A 15,382-nucleotide genomic window follows, 5' to 3' on the forward strand; every position below is an offset into this window, starting at 1 on the left:
GCCATTGTCACTCTTGGGCTTCTGTTACTTTGACAAGCTCAGTGACTAATTGGCGGGTTAACTCCGACAGTAAACGGTTATGCCCTTCAACCAGCGATTGGTAGCTTGAATCGTTGGTTGATGTTTGTTGCTCAAAGCCTCCTTGAGCAAGCACTTGATGAGTTGGCCTGTGGTAAATTTGCCATTGCGCCACTAGCTGAATCTCAGCGCCTCGTTCGCCATCGAATTGTAAAATCTCCAGCATCAACTGGTGGCTACTGCTATCGGGTTTCGGTAACGACCGACTAAAACTAGAAAGGTTTGCGTTGGGAAGTTGTTGGTGTAGTGAGTGGCGCAATACCGCTGGAATTTGTTGTGGTAATGCTGAAGCCCACAACTCGGTAGCTGAGTAATGCAATTGATGATCGGAGCGGCGGTCTACAATACCACGGCGTTGCAAATGATCGGCAACTTGTACCGGCCCCACCATGAGCTCTAATTCAACCGTCAGATTGGGCGTTTCCGCCGGCGCCGGATTTAGTAAATAGTATCGAGTAGGCGCGCTGGTGGAAGAACAGGCTACCAGCTGCAGTAGCAAAAACAGGCTAACTAGGACGCGCATGCGTTACTCCGACTTTCCAAAAATGATTGATTCAGGATGGCGCTGCAAATTTTCCAATAACTCATTGGTTGATTGCAGTGTTTGCTCCATTTGTTGCAAGTTTTGCTGTGCCTGATAGCGCAAATTAGAGTCACTGTTCACCATCCCTTCATAAGCTTTGAGTGTGGTTTCCGCTTGCTCTAGCGTCGTGCTCAATTGCACCACAGCTTTCTCTACATCTGGCATCACGGCAACGCCTCGATCACTAAATTGGCGGAATCGCTCGGACGAGTCCCGCACCGACGCCATACTGCTGTGAAACTGCTCGATGGTTTCGGGTAGATTGGCATTCAATTGGGTCAGCAATGTGGTCAGCTCTTTACTCGCGGTAGCCATTTCTGCGCGGAGCGTGTCGAGCGATTCGGATTCGAGCAATTGATTAATGTTGGTTAGCAATCGACTAAATTCACCACCAATCGCTCTAAAATCAACGGCCCTGATGTCTTGCAAAATGCCCTCGATTGCGGCACCTGCTTCATCAAATTGCGAAGGAAGAAGCGGGATCTGGGTGATGTCCGTTTTGATGTCGATGGTGCGGCCAACCGAGCTTTGATTCACCTCTAGCTCGATCATTAACTGACCGGTCACTAAGCTGCGGGGCACTAAACGAGCTTGAATATGGTCAACAATCGCTTCGTGAGCAGGGGTGAACATATCAACGTTGACACCACGGGAAGTTTTTAAGCCAATTTCTTTGATTTCGAGAATGACTGGGAGAACAATTTTGCCTAGTTTCTCGGAGAAGACAACTTGAATATCAACAACTTGACCAATGGGTACACCTTGAGCGGTAACGGTTGAGCCAATATTTAAGCCTTTAATGGAGCGATCAAATACCACCACAAAGTGGTCGGTCTTTTTGAATAATGAGCCTGAGCTGAGCAATGCAACGCCAATGACCAATACCAGCAATGCGGTTGATACAAAAATTCCAATAGAACGCGCCTTGGCATGTTCATTCATGAGGTAATGCTCCCTGTAGGGGCTTGCCGCTCGCCGCGGGTTAAAAATCGTTGAATCTGCGGTAGTTCACAGCTCGCGAGTAATTGCTTCGGATCGCCTGTTGCCAGTTGGGTTTTGGTTTCAGGATCGAGAAACACCGAATTGTCTCCAATGGCAAAAATACTCGCTAATTCATGGGTCACGATGACAATGGTCGCGCCTAAGCTATCGCGTAATTCTAGAATCAAATCATCAAGTAAGCGCGCACTAATTGGGTCTAAACCGGCCGAAGGTTCATCAAAAAACAGCACTTCGGGATCAAGCGCAATAGCTCGAGCTAATGCGGCACGTTTCCGCATGCCGCCACTAATTTCCGAAGGCATAAAGTGTTGATACGGCTCTAGCCCAACCAGCGCCAACTTATAGCGCACTAAATCATCAATTTCTGATGGTTTGAGGGGGGTGAACTGCTGCAGTGGTAGCGCAACATTTTCGCCAAGGGTGAGCGAGCTTAACAAGGCGCCGGCTTGGTATGTAATGCCAAATCGGCGCAATAAATTGCGTCTTTCCTGCTCGTCAATATGCCACAAGCTTTTGCCTGCAAATAAAACTTCACCTTGGGCAGGTCGATTGAGGCCAATCAAATGCTTCATCAAGGTACTTTTACCGCAGCCACTGCCGCCCATAATGACAAAAATATCGCCACGGTTAATGGTGAAATTCAGGTCGCGTTGAACCACCATGGGGCCATATGCCATGGTCAGATTGTTCACTTCAATGTGAGATTGGCTCATAGGCCGAGCACCGTGAGCAATATGGTCACCACCGAATCGACGACAATAATGGCAACAATGGCGTGTACCACCGCCAGCGTTGTTGCCTTACCGACGGCAGTTGCACTGCGGCCACAGTTAAGGCCATGAATACAGCCCGACATGACAATGACAAGCGCAAACAAAATCGATTTCGCTAAACCAATGGCGTAATGGTAAAGGGCTACCGTATCGGACATTTGCTTAATATAAAGCAGCCAACCGATATCAAGCATGAGGGATGAAACCAGCGCGCCGCCAAGTATGCCCATGGCAATGGAGAAAATGGTTAATAGCGGCAACATGATCAACATGGCGGTGACACGCGGAAGCACCAGGAATTCAACGTCTGACAGGCCCATGGTTTTGAGCGCATCAACTTCTTCATTGACTTGCATGCTGCCAATTTGAGCGGCATAGGCTGCGCCAGTGCGACCGGCCATGATGATTGCCGTCATCATGGCGCCCATTTCACGGCCCATGCCTAACCCAACAAGGCTGGCAACATAGATTTCTGCGCCGAATTGGCGTAATTGCACAGCCCCCACAAAGGCCAGAATGACGCCGACCAAAAGACTAATTAAGGCAACAATTTTGAAGGAGCCTGGCCCGGCATCTTGCAAAAAGAGTCGAACATCTTCACTGCGATAGCGTGCCTGACCTTTAACCAAACGTACGAGTGCCATGGTGAGGTGGCCCAGAAAATCGAGGATGTAATCGAGGTTACGCAGTGACGATTGAACGTTTTTGCCAATGCGCTCAAACAAAGAAAGCTTAGGTTTGGTGCTTTTATCGGTATTGCGAGTGGGGTAGCTATCGGCCAACTGCATTAATCGCAGAACGCCTTGTGGCAAGCTTGCCAATTCAAGTTCAACATTTAATTCTTGGCACAGGTTGCGCAGTTCGCGCAGCATACTCATCAATGACGAATCCCAGCGACCAAGCTGATCGCCATCAACAACCAAGCGCTGCCATGAAGGTGCGGGTGCTAGCTGCTGGCGCAGTTGTTCACCATTGAGCAGTCCGTCATCGATTCGCCAATCCCCTAGCAGCGATAAGCGAGCCTCGGTTTGATCGGCGGTTGTTGACACAACAAGCTTGCGACTCTGCTCGGACAACCGACTTTCTCCTTTAGATGAGTAAATTTTACAAATAACATCAACAAGCTAGTGGAATGGCTATGGGGCGTCAAGGTACCTTTTTAATCGCTGCGAACGGTTAATGCCGTTGTGGAACTGATTCGTCGCAGGCGAGGGGCGTTGGCAAACGAACCGCCAAACTTACTGGCAGCGCGGAAGCAATCTAACGGGGGATGCTGACACAGCATAATTTTAATATGAATGAAAAGGTTCATTAATTAGTCAAGTTGCTGATTTATCTTATTCTTCTATACTGCCTGCAAAGCAATTGGACTGTACGATTTATTCTGGAGAGAACACATGGGAATTGAACTGGTTGATAGCGTGCTGAGCCTCAGCAGCTTCCTAACCTTGACCATTGGTATTGTCGTGTTATTTGTGGGGCGGCGACTCAATCAGTCTGTTGGCTTCTTAAAAGAATTTAGTATTCCTGAGCCCGTAAGTGGCGGCATTCTATTCTCTGTGTTGTTCGGCTTGGTATATGCCGTTAGCGGCATTGAAGTTGAGTTCGATCTGCAAGCGCGCGACATCCTGCTGATTTACTTCTTTACCACCATTGGTATTAATTCCAGCCTGAAAGATTTGCTCAAAGGCGGTATGCCGCTGATTATTTTGCTGGCTGTCACCATCGGTTACATGGCGCTACAAAATTTAACGGGTATTGGCATTGCCTCAATCTTTGGCTTGGAAGCGCCGGTTGGCTTGTTGGGAGGCTCGGTGTCGCTTATTGGTGGCCATGGTACTGCTATCGCTTGGGCGCCGAAGATTCAAGAAGGTTTTGGGGTCACTAATGCCATGGAAATTGGCATTGCCAGCGCAACATTTGGCTTGATCCTCGCCAGCTTAATGGGTGGTCCGATTGCCAAATTTCTCATCAACCGCCATAACCTGACACCAAACAAAGAAGAAGCGTTAGACATAGGCGTGTCAGATAAAAAGAGTGAGAGCCAAATTACAGCGTTTGAGTTTTTAGATGCTGTGCTTGCCCTTCATGTTTGTGGCATTGCTGGTGTGCTTCTTAACGAAGGCGTATCGCAACTGGGATTAGACTTACCACTGTTTGTGACATGCTTGTTCGCCGGTATCATCATTTCGAATATCATTCCTGATAACTTTCCGCGTATCTCTGGTACCAAATGGCCTAGCCGCAAACCAGCGGTGGCTTTAATTGCAGACTTGGCGTTGGGTACGTTTTTGGCAATGTCACTGATGAGTATGCAACTGTGGACGCTGATTGACTTAGCTGGCCCTATTTTCACCATCTTGGCTGCTCAGTTTATTATTGCGATTATGGTCAACATATTCATCGTGTTCCCAGCGATGGGTAAAAACTACGATGCTGCTGTGGTGTGCTCGGGCTTTGGTGGTATTTCCCTCGGCTCCACGCCAACGGCCATGGCTAACATGTCAGCTGTTTCCCAGCGTTACGGTAACTCCCACCTCGCATTTATTATCGTGCCGTTAGTGTGCGCGTTCTTTATTGACTTGGTGAATGCGCTGATGATTCCGTTCTTCTTAGCGAACTTCTAAACCGCTAATCGAAACCCATTAAAAAAGGAGCTGAATTCAGCTCCTTTTTTGTACCCGTATTTTAGGTTTTAAGTTGATGGGTTACTCAATGTTCTGGATCTGCTCATTGAGTAGCGGTCTAGACCCTAACAAACTCAATGAGTTATCGAAAAGAAACCGTTCAAAAATGCTTGTTTGCCCACCAAACTGCCCACCACTTGCCTCTGGCTTTTACTAAATCTTAGTGGTTAGCAATGGAAAAGCAGTGCCGTTTTTATGCTGCTGTTAGGGTCTAAAAATAGCAGTTTAGAAAGGCTTTATCGAGTGATTTTTCAACAATTCACCCAGCAATGGATATGATAGTATCCACTTTGTGTTTTTTTTGGCTATAATGGGTATAACTGTATCCATTTAGTCTTTGCGGATGAATTTTACCTTACTTGATGATACCGATGTAAGCCAAGCTTATGCGGCTTATTTACGTGAGTTACGCAAGCAGGCAAAGCTGTCGCGCGCTGCATTGGCTGAGCGAAGCTGCGTACCTGCGGCCACCATTAAGAAATTTGAGCTGACCGGGCAAATTTCATTTCGTCAATTGCTGTTGCTATGGCAGACCCTTGATTCGCTAGATAGGCTTTATCAGCTCACGCAACTTAGCAAAGAACGCGCTGCTATACCCACGAGTATTGATGAGGTGCTAAAAGATGAGTTTTAAACCGATTCAGAAGCTTAATGTTACTCGTACGCTAAGCTCAGGTGAGCAGATCTCTGTTGGAGTCTTGGCGCAGAATCGGCAAGGCGTTTTTTTTCAGTATGCTGACGACTATTTGCAGCAGTTTGGCAATTTATCACCGTTTACCTTGCAGTCGAATACGCAAGTTCAAGCCGCCCCTAAAGCGCCGCACCAAGGTGTACATGGCGTATTTGGAGATTGTTTGCCCGATGGTTGGGGCATGTTGTTACAAGATCGTATTTTCCGGCAAAAGGGCATCCTACCTAATCAATTAACTGCGATGGATAGACTGGCCTTTGTCGGTGATAAAGGCATGGGAGCATTGTCTTTTTCTCCGGTGTCTGAGTTTTCAGCCACCACGCATGCGAATATTGATTTAGCTACTTTAGGCCTAGAAGCACAAACCCTGTTCGATTCTTCAATGTCAGATTATATGGATGATAATCACGATGAGTTAGATGGGCATACGCAACAGGTTTTGGCTGCATTGGTCGCGGGTGGAAGTTCGGGCGGAGCAAGGCCCAAGGCGCAGATTTATATGCCTGCTGGGGAAACTCAGCATTGTCGAACCTTTGCTCAGCCTGGAGATGAGGCTTGGCTGATTAAGTTTACCTCGAAAAATCTCGCGCTCGGGCATGAAGAAGGTTTGTGTGAGGCGGTTTATTTACAAATGGCAGAACTTGCTAAGTGTCAACCGCCGCAATGGCAACTCATTGAAGCACCAACTACAAGCGGTGCGCCTGCCTGGTTAGCGCTTAAGCGTTTTGATTATGGCACTGAACAGGCCGACTTAGGCAGCAAGCGCAGTGCAGGTCGGTTGCATATGCACAGCGCTTGCGGGCTACTGGATGCAGATTTTCGAACGCCAAGTTTAGATTATATTGACTTAATTAAAGCCAGCCGACAGCTCTGTAAATCTCCAGCCGCTGGGCAGCTGCAATTTCGCCGTGCCGTTTTTAACCTGCTGTCGTCTAATCAAGACGACCACAGTAAAAACTGGGCGTTTTTGCAAGCGGATGACGGTCAATGGAACCCTGCACCTTTTTACGATGTTACCTACAGCCCACATCCATTTAACGAACACGCCACTGCGTTCGGCGGTTATGGCAAAGCGCCGCCGCTTAAAGTGATGCAAAAACTAGCGACTGGTGCTGGCTTTGCGAATTGGCATGAGGCAAGGCAAGTCATTGAAGAAGTAGTAGAAGCTATTAGTCAATTTACTTATCTTGCTAAGCAACAAGGGATCAGTAAAACAACAGTGTCTGGGATTGCTAAGACATTGGATCAGCGCAAACAGGAAAATGCCGCGCTGTTTCTATAACAATAAGAAGGGACAATAATGAAACTCGGCCGAAACGATCCTTGCCATTGTGGCAGTGGTAAAAAATTTAAACGTTGTTGTATGAGCAGCGTTTCCAAGCAACATGCCCAAGTCTTCGATGATGTTGAAACCATGCTGGCAATGAACCCAAATTTGAGTCTTGATGAACTCAATGCCGCTTTGCAGCACAAAGTGCAAGAACGCAATCATCAACCTCATCCCGATTTTTGTGGCGTAACGCCAACGCAAATGGCCAATTGGCTTTATGCGCCTTTTGATGAATTAAAGTGGGTGACAATTCGCACACCCGACTCTCTTTCTGCCAGCCCAATAATGCGTTATCTAGCGCTAATTCTTGATGAGGCCATGGCACAAGAAGGCTTCTTCAAAGCCACGAATAAAGGCAACTTACCGGCTAAGTTGGTTAAACAGGCCAGTGAGTTATTGCCTGAGTTTGCCGTTGCTCAATTCGAACGTAGTATAAGCATCAGCGAGTTTTCGGGCAGCAACGAAGACAAATTTAATGCCTTGCACTACACCCGAGTACTTGCCGAAATTAGCGGTATTATTTATCGGCGCAGTGGCCGCTACCATGTAAAAAAATCAGCGCAAAAGCAGTATCAAGCGCTAGGCATACAGGCCTTTTTCAAACCTATGTTAGAGGCCGCCATCAGCAAATATAACTGGGGTTATTTGGACAGTTTGGAATACGATGTCGACTTGCGCACTTTTTGGTTGTTTATGCTGTGGCGTATTCAAAGCCACAACAGTGTGGAGCAGCTTGTGAAAGAGGTGATGACAGCTTTCCCTGATCTATTGCTGGTATTCCCTACGGATGATTACTTCTCGCCAGAAATAAACTTAAGTATGCTCATCGAATCACGATTTATTGAGCGATTTTTGCAGTTTTGGGGATTTGTAACGATTGACCCAAGACGTTATATAAACGCTGAACAAGTCGCCAGAGTGGTTCAGGTACAGCCTTTGTTAAAACAAACTTTTCAATTCACAATAAATAAATAGCAAGGTCACCGTGAGCGAATATCAATACTATAAATTTGAGCGTCTGGATGGGTATTTAGATGCTAAAGCACGTCAAGTACTCAGAGCCATTTCAAGCCGTGCCGAGATCAGCGCTACGGCTTTTCAGGTGTATTACACCTACAGTGATCTAAAGGCAGAGCCTTTTGAGCTGATGTTAAAATACTTTGATATCGGTTTTTACTATGCCGATTGGGGCTCAATCGATGCCTACATCAAGCTACCAGCAGGAACGCTTCCAGATGCGTTACTTGGCTTTTCAAGTGATGGGCTTCATGTTCACGAAAACGATGAGTGGCAGTTGCTGATTTTTTCCCTTGAGGAGTATGACGAGTATTTTGACGATGAGCATGCTGACGACTTTTTCCAGCATTTAGCCGCTTTACGCAGCAGGTTAATGCAAGGGGATTGGCGCCTTGTGTACTTTATGTGGCTCAAAGCGTTTGATTTTAATGATGACGTTGAGCGAGTGCCGTTAATTCAATTCGATTTTGAGCACCTCAGTGAAGAGGAGCAGGCGTTTGCAGCGCTGTATGATATTCCCTTAGCATTGGTTAAGGCGCTCGCCATGGTACTGAGCGAACAACCCAGTCACCAAGCCAAACAAACTCAGCTTACGCTTGATGCGTGGCTCCATAATCTCTCGCAAGCAGAGAAAGACACGCTATTACGCACGTTGTTTGAGCAAGGCCAGCTAACCCGTCACCAAGCCTTAGCGCTGACGCGAAAAGAACCTGCCAACACTGACGAGATCTATCAATACTGGTTAACACCCGATCTGATTTCCCCTTTCATTGAGCAAGCGCAAAGTCAATTACAGCAAGAACAAGCCGCAGCACTCGCAAAAAAATTAGCCATCGAAAAAGCGGAAAAAGAAAAAGCGTTGACGGATATCTACAATCAGCGTGAGCACTACTGGCAGCAATCACAAGAGCAAGCAGATCGAACTTGCGCTAGTGGTTACGATGCGGCATCACGCTATCTGCATCAGCTGTTTGATGCCTATCAGTTCAAAGCGTATGAAGCGGCGTTTGAACAACGTTTTAAGCGCTTTGTTGTGGCGAATAATAGCCGTAAAGCACTGTTAAATCGTTTGAGTGATTTGCTTTAAACGATGAGGCGATAGGCTGGCCAAATGACGTTAGCAATAAACTGATTGAGGGGGGATTGAAAGGTTGTAAGCCCACCAAAAGGTCTACAAATTGTTACCCATAAGGTAACTTTGTGTAGACCTCGGGGTCTAAGCAACGCGCTTTTACCATCTCTGTGGTAAATACTGCGTGAAATACAAAGGCATCACGATATTGGTTTGCTCTAATGCGGATGAGCCTTGTGTACCCGTTAACTTAAAGGTTTTACTTGGAGCACATTTTTCAACGTAGGATGCCAACGATTTTGCTCTTGTACGTTTACCACTTTTGACCTCCACAGGGACGATATCGCCTTCATCGGTCGCCAAAATAAATTCGATTTCGGCGCGGGCGTCATTCCATGAATAGCTTGGGTCAACGCCAATGGCAGTGAGCTCTTGTTGCACAAAGTTTTCAGCCACATAACCTTTGTATTCATAGTTTTGTTGCTTAATTTCTTTATAACTGCTGCCGAGCATATGATTAAGCAGGCCCACATCAAACAGAAACAGTTTCACCATATTTTCTTTTTTATAGGCCGCTAACGGAGATTTCGGCAATCCTTCAATAGGGTAGTTTGGCAAAGCTAAGCGGCAGCAGTTAAGCCAATGGATCGCGGTTTCAAAATCGCTATAACGAGATTTACGCTCATGCACATGCTTAAATTTAAAGCGTTTAACCGACTCATCGCTGACAAGTGATAGCTGGGCTGGAATGCTATTAAATACCGATTCAATCAGTGTGGCGTCGACCTTGCCCGCGTACTTACCAAAATCGCGGCGATAACCTTCCACTAAATCGGCATGAATTTTTGTGACTTTTTCAACACGCTCTAGAATGCTTGAATCCTTATACTGATACCAAGCAGAAACGGCTTCCGGCATACCACCAGTAAAAAAGTAGTCAGTGAGTTTGTCCATCAATTTGGTGTGTACTGCCGGTGTGCTTGCTTGACTATCAAACGCTTTGATCAGCGCTTGCTCGTTGGATGCGTAAATAAATTCTTGGAAGGTCAGTGGTCGTAAATTGTATTGTTCTACCTTGCCCACAGGGAAGGTGTTGAGCAAACCAATATTCGAGCCGCTGGCAGCGACAAAATAGGACGGTGCTTTTTCAGCAAAGTACTTTAGTGAGGTAACGGCACGTTCACATTCGCCAATTTCATCTAATATCAGCAGATCGGTTTCTGGGTTGAACGCTTGGTTGGTTAACAACTCAATGTTCATTACTAGCTCGTCAGTTGACAGAGAGCCATCGAACGCTTCTTTGTAGGCAGGGTTTTCAAGGAAGTCGATACGAAGGATGTTGGCAAAGGTGTTCCCAAATAACTCTTGTAGCAGATAGGTTTTACCTGTTTGTCTTGCACCATCGATCAATAATGGCTTGCGCACCGGTTGATTTTTCCATGCTATTAGGGCGTTTAGTAAGTTGCGCTGCATTGTCATTTCCCGCCAATTAAGACTGTTAACTGCCTGTAGTATAACTCAGTCTACACTTTTACGCGCATAAAAGTGCGGATTTTTACATTTTTATGCGCACAAAAGTGTAATTTGATGGCCTTTGGCATTCAGGGATCCACATCATCGCCTTGGCCAACGCGCAAGCTAAACCTAAAGGCGGGATATTAATCCGATTATATTGAGCAAAGTGGGAATATAGTCCCACATGTAACTTGTTGGAGTTGCTTGGGAATCAAGGTTGGACTATATTCCCATTATCGGTTGAATAGTGGGAATATAGTCCCTTCGGTTGGTGATATGGCTAAACGTGATTTGCACAATGTACTGTTTCCAAAGCAGCGCAAAATTCTGACTCATTTTGGTGAAGACTTGCTGTTGGCTATGAAACGACGTGGTTTTACAAAAAAGCTGCTGTGTGAACGTACTGGCTTTGATCATAAAACAGTGAACAAAGTCTTCGCAGGTGATCCGGGCGTTGCCATAGGCACTTACTTAAAGGTGATGGCCGTTCTTGGCATGGAAAGCAACTTTGCAGAAATGGCCGCTCATGATGAAGTGGGCATCAAGCTGCAAAATATAAAATTACTGGAAGGTTCAAAATGAGCCGTGAAATCGTTGAAGTCTATGCCGACTGGCAGCCAATTGAGGCGCCTTTGCTAATAGGACAGCTGACTTACAGCGATTCAAGTCGAGGTGGCGTGTTTAGTTTTGCCTACGATAAAGCATTTTTAACTTCAGCCTATCGTTTACAAATTGATCCCATTCTGACCCTCCACTCCGGTGAACTCTACAACGATGAAGCCAATAAAAACTTTCGTGCATTTCTTGATTCATCGCCTGATAGATGGGGACGTATTTTAATGCAGCGGCGTGCAGCCATTGAAGCGCGCAAAGGCATTCGAGCAACAAGTCGATTAAACGAATTGGATTACTTGTTGGGCGTGCACGACTCTTACCGGATGGGTGGTATTCGATTTAAGCGAACAGGCTCGGCTGCGTTCTTAGATAACAACGCTGAGTTTGCTGCGCCGCCAATGGCTTCTTTGCGAGAGCTAGAGCACGCAGCAATGCAGATTGAAAAAGACGATAACATCGACAGTGACGAGTATTACCGCTGGTTGAAAATGCTGATTTCTCCAGGCTCATCATTAGGCGGTGCAAGGCCCAAGGCTTGTGTGACAGACGAACAAGGCCACTTGTGGATTGCCAAGTTTCCCAATCTAAATGACACCCATGACGTGGGCGCGTGGGAGATGGTCTGCTATGAATTGGCGCTGGCGGCAGGTGTTGACATGTTTCCAAGTGAGATTAGACGGTTTTCCTCTGGGCATCATACCTTTTTAACCAAACGGTTTGACCGCGACGGTGAAAAGCGGCTGCATTTTTCATCGGCCATGACACAGCTTCAATACTATGATGGTGAACAATCTCAAGGTGCCAGCTACTTAGAAATTGCTGAATTTATTTCCAATTCTGGTGCACAAACCGAAGCTGATTTAGCACAGTTATGGCGACGTATCGTGTTTAATATTGCGGTGTCCAACACGGATGATCACCTGCGTAACCATGGATTTTTATTAACAACGAATGGCTGGAAGTTATCACCCGCTTATGATTTAAACCCGATAGTGGGTAAGCATGGCCTGCATCTGAATATTACCGATTCAGACAACACTTTAGACTACCAATTAGCCTTTGATGTGAAAGACTTCTTCCGACTTTCGCAAACCCAAGCCACGCAAATTTACGACGAAGTATTAAATGCGGTGAAGCAATGGCAAACCGTTGCAAAGCGCCTAGGGATCAGCCGAGCCGAGCAAGTCATGAAACAATCGGCGTTTAACGTTTAATGAGTCAGTGAAACTATATTTTCAATTCTTAGCATATAGAGAAGTTATAGTTTCACTTTTATGCTTTGCCTCACTCTCCATGTGTTGTCACACACCACTTAACTCTTGGGCTTTTGGGGCAGTATGGGCAAAGCCTTAATTCACGCTATTTAGACATCCACTAACCCTGCCCACACGGTATTTATTACTTGGGGCACTATCTAAAATCAGGGGCAGGTAGCTACCTATACCCTCAGAAAGCTGCACGATCTGGGCATTTATCTACCTACTGCGTCCGTTTAGTACTGTCAAACTCCTAACTGAACTTAACAGATCAGTGAGGAAGCAAACGATGACCCCAACTACCCAATCATCCACCACATCAGCACACCCAGCGCGTCAGCAACGGATTTTGCGCTTGCCCGAGGTAAAAGCCAAAACAGGCTTTGGCCGCAGCACCATTTATGCCCTGATGGCCAATGGTGAATTTCCGCGATCCATCCGGATTGGCGCGCGTGCCGTGGGTTGGTTAGAAAGCGATATCGACCAGTGGATTGAAACCCGCCGTATCGGTGCTGCTTATGGCCGTGGATAAACCATTAGCATCAAACCAATTACCTGCCAGTGATATGCATAGCAAAGTGCCAACATTACCGGCTGGTTTTGCCTATAACGCGCAAAACTGGCTGGTGATGCACCCAGCAGGGCAAGATAGCCCCGTTAAAATCTGCTCTTGGCTGCAAGTGGCCGCCCGTACTCGCGATCCGCAAGGGGACAACTACGGCTATTTATTGCACTGGTTAGACGATGACAATCGCCATCGCTATTGGGCCATGCCCGCAGAACTATTGGCCGGAGACGGCAGCGAGTACCGTCGAATCCTACTCAGCCGAGGCATGCGGCTTAGTAACAGTGTCAAAGCGCGGCAGTTGCTCTCCCTGTTTATTCAACAAATGGGCGAACTGGCCACGCAAAAGGCCATTAGCGTGAACTGCATTGGCTGGCATCACCACGCTTATGTGCATCCGCGCCTCACCTTTTACCCAATCGAACACAGCAACAACCCGCGCATGGTGCTGCAAACCATGCACCCGATAGAAGGCTTTATTCAACAAGGCAGTAGCGACAGTTGGCGGCAGCACGTAGGCCGTTATTGTCTGGATAACACGCTATTAATTGTTGGCGTTTGTGCTGCACTGGCTGCACCTTTGTTACACTTGTGCGGGGTGGATGGTTTTGGTTTACACCTCTACGGTGCCAGCAGTACTGGTAAAACCGCGGCGCTGTATCCGGCATTGTCGGTGTGGGGCGAACCTAATCAGCTACGCCACAGTTGGCGTGCCACGGCCAACGGTTTAGAAGGCACAGCGTTAGCCCATAACGATGCCTTGCTGGCGCTCGATGAAATGGGCGAAGTGGACCCAAAAGAAGCAGGCGATGTCGCTTATATGCTTGCCAATGGCCAAGGTAAAACCCGTGCAGGCAAATACGGTGAAATGCGCTTACCCGCTCGTTGGCGCTTGGTGTTTTTATCCACTGGCGAAGTCACGCTCGAAAGCCATCTTGCTAGTATCGGCAAGCGCGTAAAAGCCGGCCAGCAAGTGCGCGTGATTGATCTCAGTGCCGATGCCGGTGCGCAAATGGGTGTGTTTAATCAGAGCCATGGCATGAACGCCGCCGATTTAGCCGATCACCTAAAACAGCAAAGCCGCCAACATTACGGCAGTTTGGCCTTGGACTGGTTACGGTATTTAACGCAGCACAGCGCGCAGGTGCGACCCGTTTTCCAAAATGTACGCCAACGTTTTTTAACCAGCTTACCATCCGAGGCTGACGGCCAAGTGCGCCGAGTCGCCGAAAAATTTGCCTTACTGGCTAGCGCAGGCCTGTTAGCCATTCAAGCCAAAGTACTTGATTGGCCAACCCAAAGTGTCGAGGCTGCCTGTTTAAGCCAGCTAAACCAATGGATACTCGCCCGCGGTGGTGTGGCCGCCAATGAAGACCAACAAGCCATTCGCCAAGTACGAAGTTTTATTGAGCAGCATGGCGAAAGCCGCTTTACGCCCAAACAAACCGGTTACAGCAGCCAAGTACGTCAGCGTGCGGGTTGGCTTGATTCTACAGGCCCACAAACCCTCTACCTGTTTTACCCAACTGGCTGGCGTGAAGCAACCGAAGGCCTCAGCCCAGATCGCGCCGCTAAAGCACTGATGGCCGCAGGCTACCTAATCCCCGATGGCAACCGACCACAGCGCAAAGTCAGCTTGCCCGACAATACCCGCCCACGCATGTACTGCGTGAAAGGCAGTATTTTGGATGACTAACGAGGCGATGAATTCTGTGTAGGCTTGTCGCCTTGCAGCGTACCGCCAGTCAACATAAATAGCTAGCGATGCTTGAAGTCCAACGCAGACAATACCGCCAGAGGCATTCCCGTGAACCGCCAGCGTACCAACAACCAGCACCGAACGAATAACAAATGGGCTCAATTATTTGGTTTTAACTCAAATAAGTTGAGAATAATCATAATCGTGGTAGGGTAAGCAACAGTGAAAAATCCCCAAGTTTATGGTTAAGAAAACACCGTGGAGAGAGCATGATCCGCTGCCACCTAGCCCGATTAATGGGTGAGAGAAAAATGCGCATTAGCGACGTGATGCGAGAAACCGGCCTCAGCCGTACCACCGTCACGCTACTGTACAAAGAAACCGCGCTCAAGGCGGACTTAGAGGCGCTCGATAAGCTGTGCAGTTTGTTTAACTGCGAGTTAAACCAATTATTGGAACATATTCCGGCCAAAAGCCAGACGATGAAAGATTAAGGAAC

At 47.4% G+C, this 15,382-nt stretch carries 15 protein-coding genes; 10 read left to right on the top strand and 5 right to left on the bottom strand.

All coding sequences use genetic code 11. From position 1 onward, the window contains the following. Positions 1-7 precede the first annotated feature (7 nt). Genes K0504_RS09030 through K0504_RS09045 form a run of 4 tightly spaced genes read right to left on the bottom strand, consistent with a single transcriptional unit; the run spans position 8 to position 3,512 of the window. Complete coding sequence (locus tag K0504_RS09030; protein ID WP_220103863.1) at positions 8-601, bottom strand: PqiC family protein; 594 nt, start codon at positions 599-601, stop codon at positions 8-10. Positions 602-604: 3 nt separating this feature from the next. Further along, positions 605-1,603, bottom strand: coding sequence for an MlaD family protein (locus tag K0504_RS09035; protein ID WP_220103864.1), 999 nt, complete (start codon positions 1,601-1,603; stop codon positions 605-607). Further along, the gene (locus K0504_RS09040) at positions 1,600-2,376 is read right to left on the bottom strand and encodes an ABC transporter ATP-binding protein (protein ID WP_220103865.1); all 777 of its coding nucleotides are present in this window, start codon (positions 2,374-2,376) and stop codon (positions 1,600-1,602) included. Before K0504_RS09040 ends, K0504_RS09035 begins: the two co-directional genes overlap by 4 nt. Beyond that, the gene (locus K0504_RS09045) at positions 2,373-3,512 is read right to left on the bottom strand and encodes an ABC transporter permease (RefSeq protein ID WP_220103866.1); all 1,140 of its coding nucleotides are present in this window, start codon (positions 3,510-3,512) and stop codon (positions 2,373-2,375) included. The genes K0504_RS09040 and K0504_RS09045 overlap by 4 nt, the downstream gene beginning before the upstream one ends. 321 nt (positions 3,513-3,833) lie before the next feature. Here K0504_RS09045 and gltS point away from each other — a divergent pair, with 321 nt between their 5' ends. The 5 genes from gltS to K0504_RS09070 all read left to right on the top strand — a co-directional run bounded on the left by gltS (position 3,834) and on the right by K0504_RS09070 (position 9,248). Continuing rightward, positions 3,834-5,063 (top strand): sodium/glutamate symporter, encoded by a 1,230-nt coding sequence (gltS, locus tag K0504_RS09050; RefSeq protein ID WP_220103867.1) that lies wholly within the window; start codon positions 3,834-3,836, stop codon positions 5,061-5,063. Positions 5,064-5,466: 403 nt separating this feature from the next. Then, complete coding sequence (locus K0504_RS09055; RefSeq protein WP_001011876.1) at positions 5,467-5,757, top strand: helix-turn-helix domain-containing protein; 291 nt, start codon at positions 5,467-5,469, stop codon at positions 5,755-5,757. After that, positions 5,747-7,096 (top strand): type II toxin-antitoxin system HipA family toxin, encoded by a 1,350-nt coding sequence (locus K0504_RS09060; protein ID WP_220103868.1) that lies wholly within the window; start codon positions 5,747-5,749, stop codon positions 7,094-7,096. Before K0504_RS09055 ends, K0504_RS09060 begins: the two co-directional genes overlap by 11 nt. Positions 7,097-7,114: 18 nt before the next feature. After that, the gene (locus K0504_RS09065; protein ID WP_220103869.1) at positions 7,115-8,119 is read left to right on the top strand and encodes a YecA family protein; all 1,005 of its coding nucleotides are present in this window, start codon (positions 7,115-7,117) and stop codon (positions 8,117-8,119) included. Positions 8,120-8,129: 10 nt separating this feature from the next. Further along, a complete protein-coding gene (locus K0504_RS09070; RefSeq protein WP_220103870.1) occupies positions 8,130-9,248 on the top strand; it encodes a hypothetical protein in 1,119 nt (372 codons plus the stop codon). 144 nt (positions 9,249-9,392) lie between these two features. Here K0504_RS09070 and K0504_RS09075 read toward each other — a convergent pair whose 3' ends face one another. Further along, complete coding sequence (locus K0504_RS09075; RefSeq protein WP_220103871.1) at positions 9,393-10,706, bottom strand: ATP-binding protein; 1,314 nt, start codon at positions 10,704-10,706, stop codon at positions 9,393-9,395. A 318-nt stretch (positions 10,707-11,024) separates the two neighbouring features. On the opposite strand from K0504_RS09075, the gene K0504_RS09080 reads away from it, so the two are divergent. From K0504_RS09080 to K0504_RS09100, 5 genes are all read left to right on the top strand, one after another. Further along, entirely contained in the window at positions 11,025-11,330 is a 306-nt protein-coding gene (locus K0504_RS09080; RefSeq protein ID WP_036984862.1) for a helix-turn-helix domain-containing protein, read from the top strand. Then, entirely contained in the window at positions 11,327-12,577 is a 1,251-nt protein-coding gene (locus K0504_RS09085; protein ID WP_220103872.1) for a type II toxin-antitoxin system HipA family toxin, read from the top strand. Before K0504_RS09080 ends, K0504_RS09085 begins: the two co-directional genes overlap by 4 nt. Before the next feature lie 331 nt (positions 12,578-12,908). Further along, positions 12,909-13,151: a helix-turn-helix transcriptional regulator gene (locus tag K0504_RS09090; protein ID WP_100973327.1), complete on the top strand. Its 243-nt coding sequence runs from the start codon at positions 12,909-12,911 to the stop codon at positions 13,149-13,151. Further along, entirely contained in the window at positions 13,138-14,880 is a 1,743-nt protein-coding gene (locus K0504_RS09095; RefSeq protein ID WP_220103873.1) for a DUF927 domain-containing protein, read from the top strand. Before K0504_RS09090 ends, K0504_RS09095 begins: the two co-directional genes overlap by 14 nt. Positions 14,881-15,152: 272 nt before the next feature. After that, positions 15,153-15,377, top strand: a complete 225-nt coding sequence (locus K0504_RS09100; protein ID WP_220103874.1) for a helix-turn-helix domain-containing protein — start codon at positions 15,153-15,155, stop codon at positions 15,375-15,377. Positions 15,378-15,382 lie beyond the last annotated feature (5 nt).

Source organism: Neiella holothuriorum (assembly GCF_019457915.1).
Taxonomy (GTDB): Bacteria; Pseudomonadota; Gammaproteobacteria; order Enterobacterales; family Neiellaceae; genus Neiella; species Neiella holothuriorum.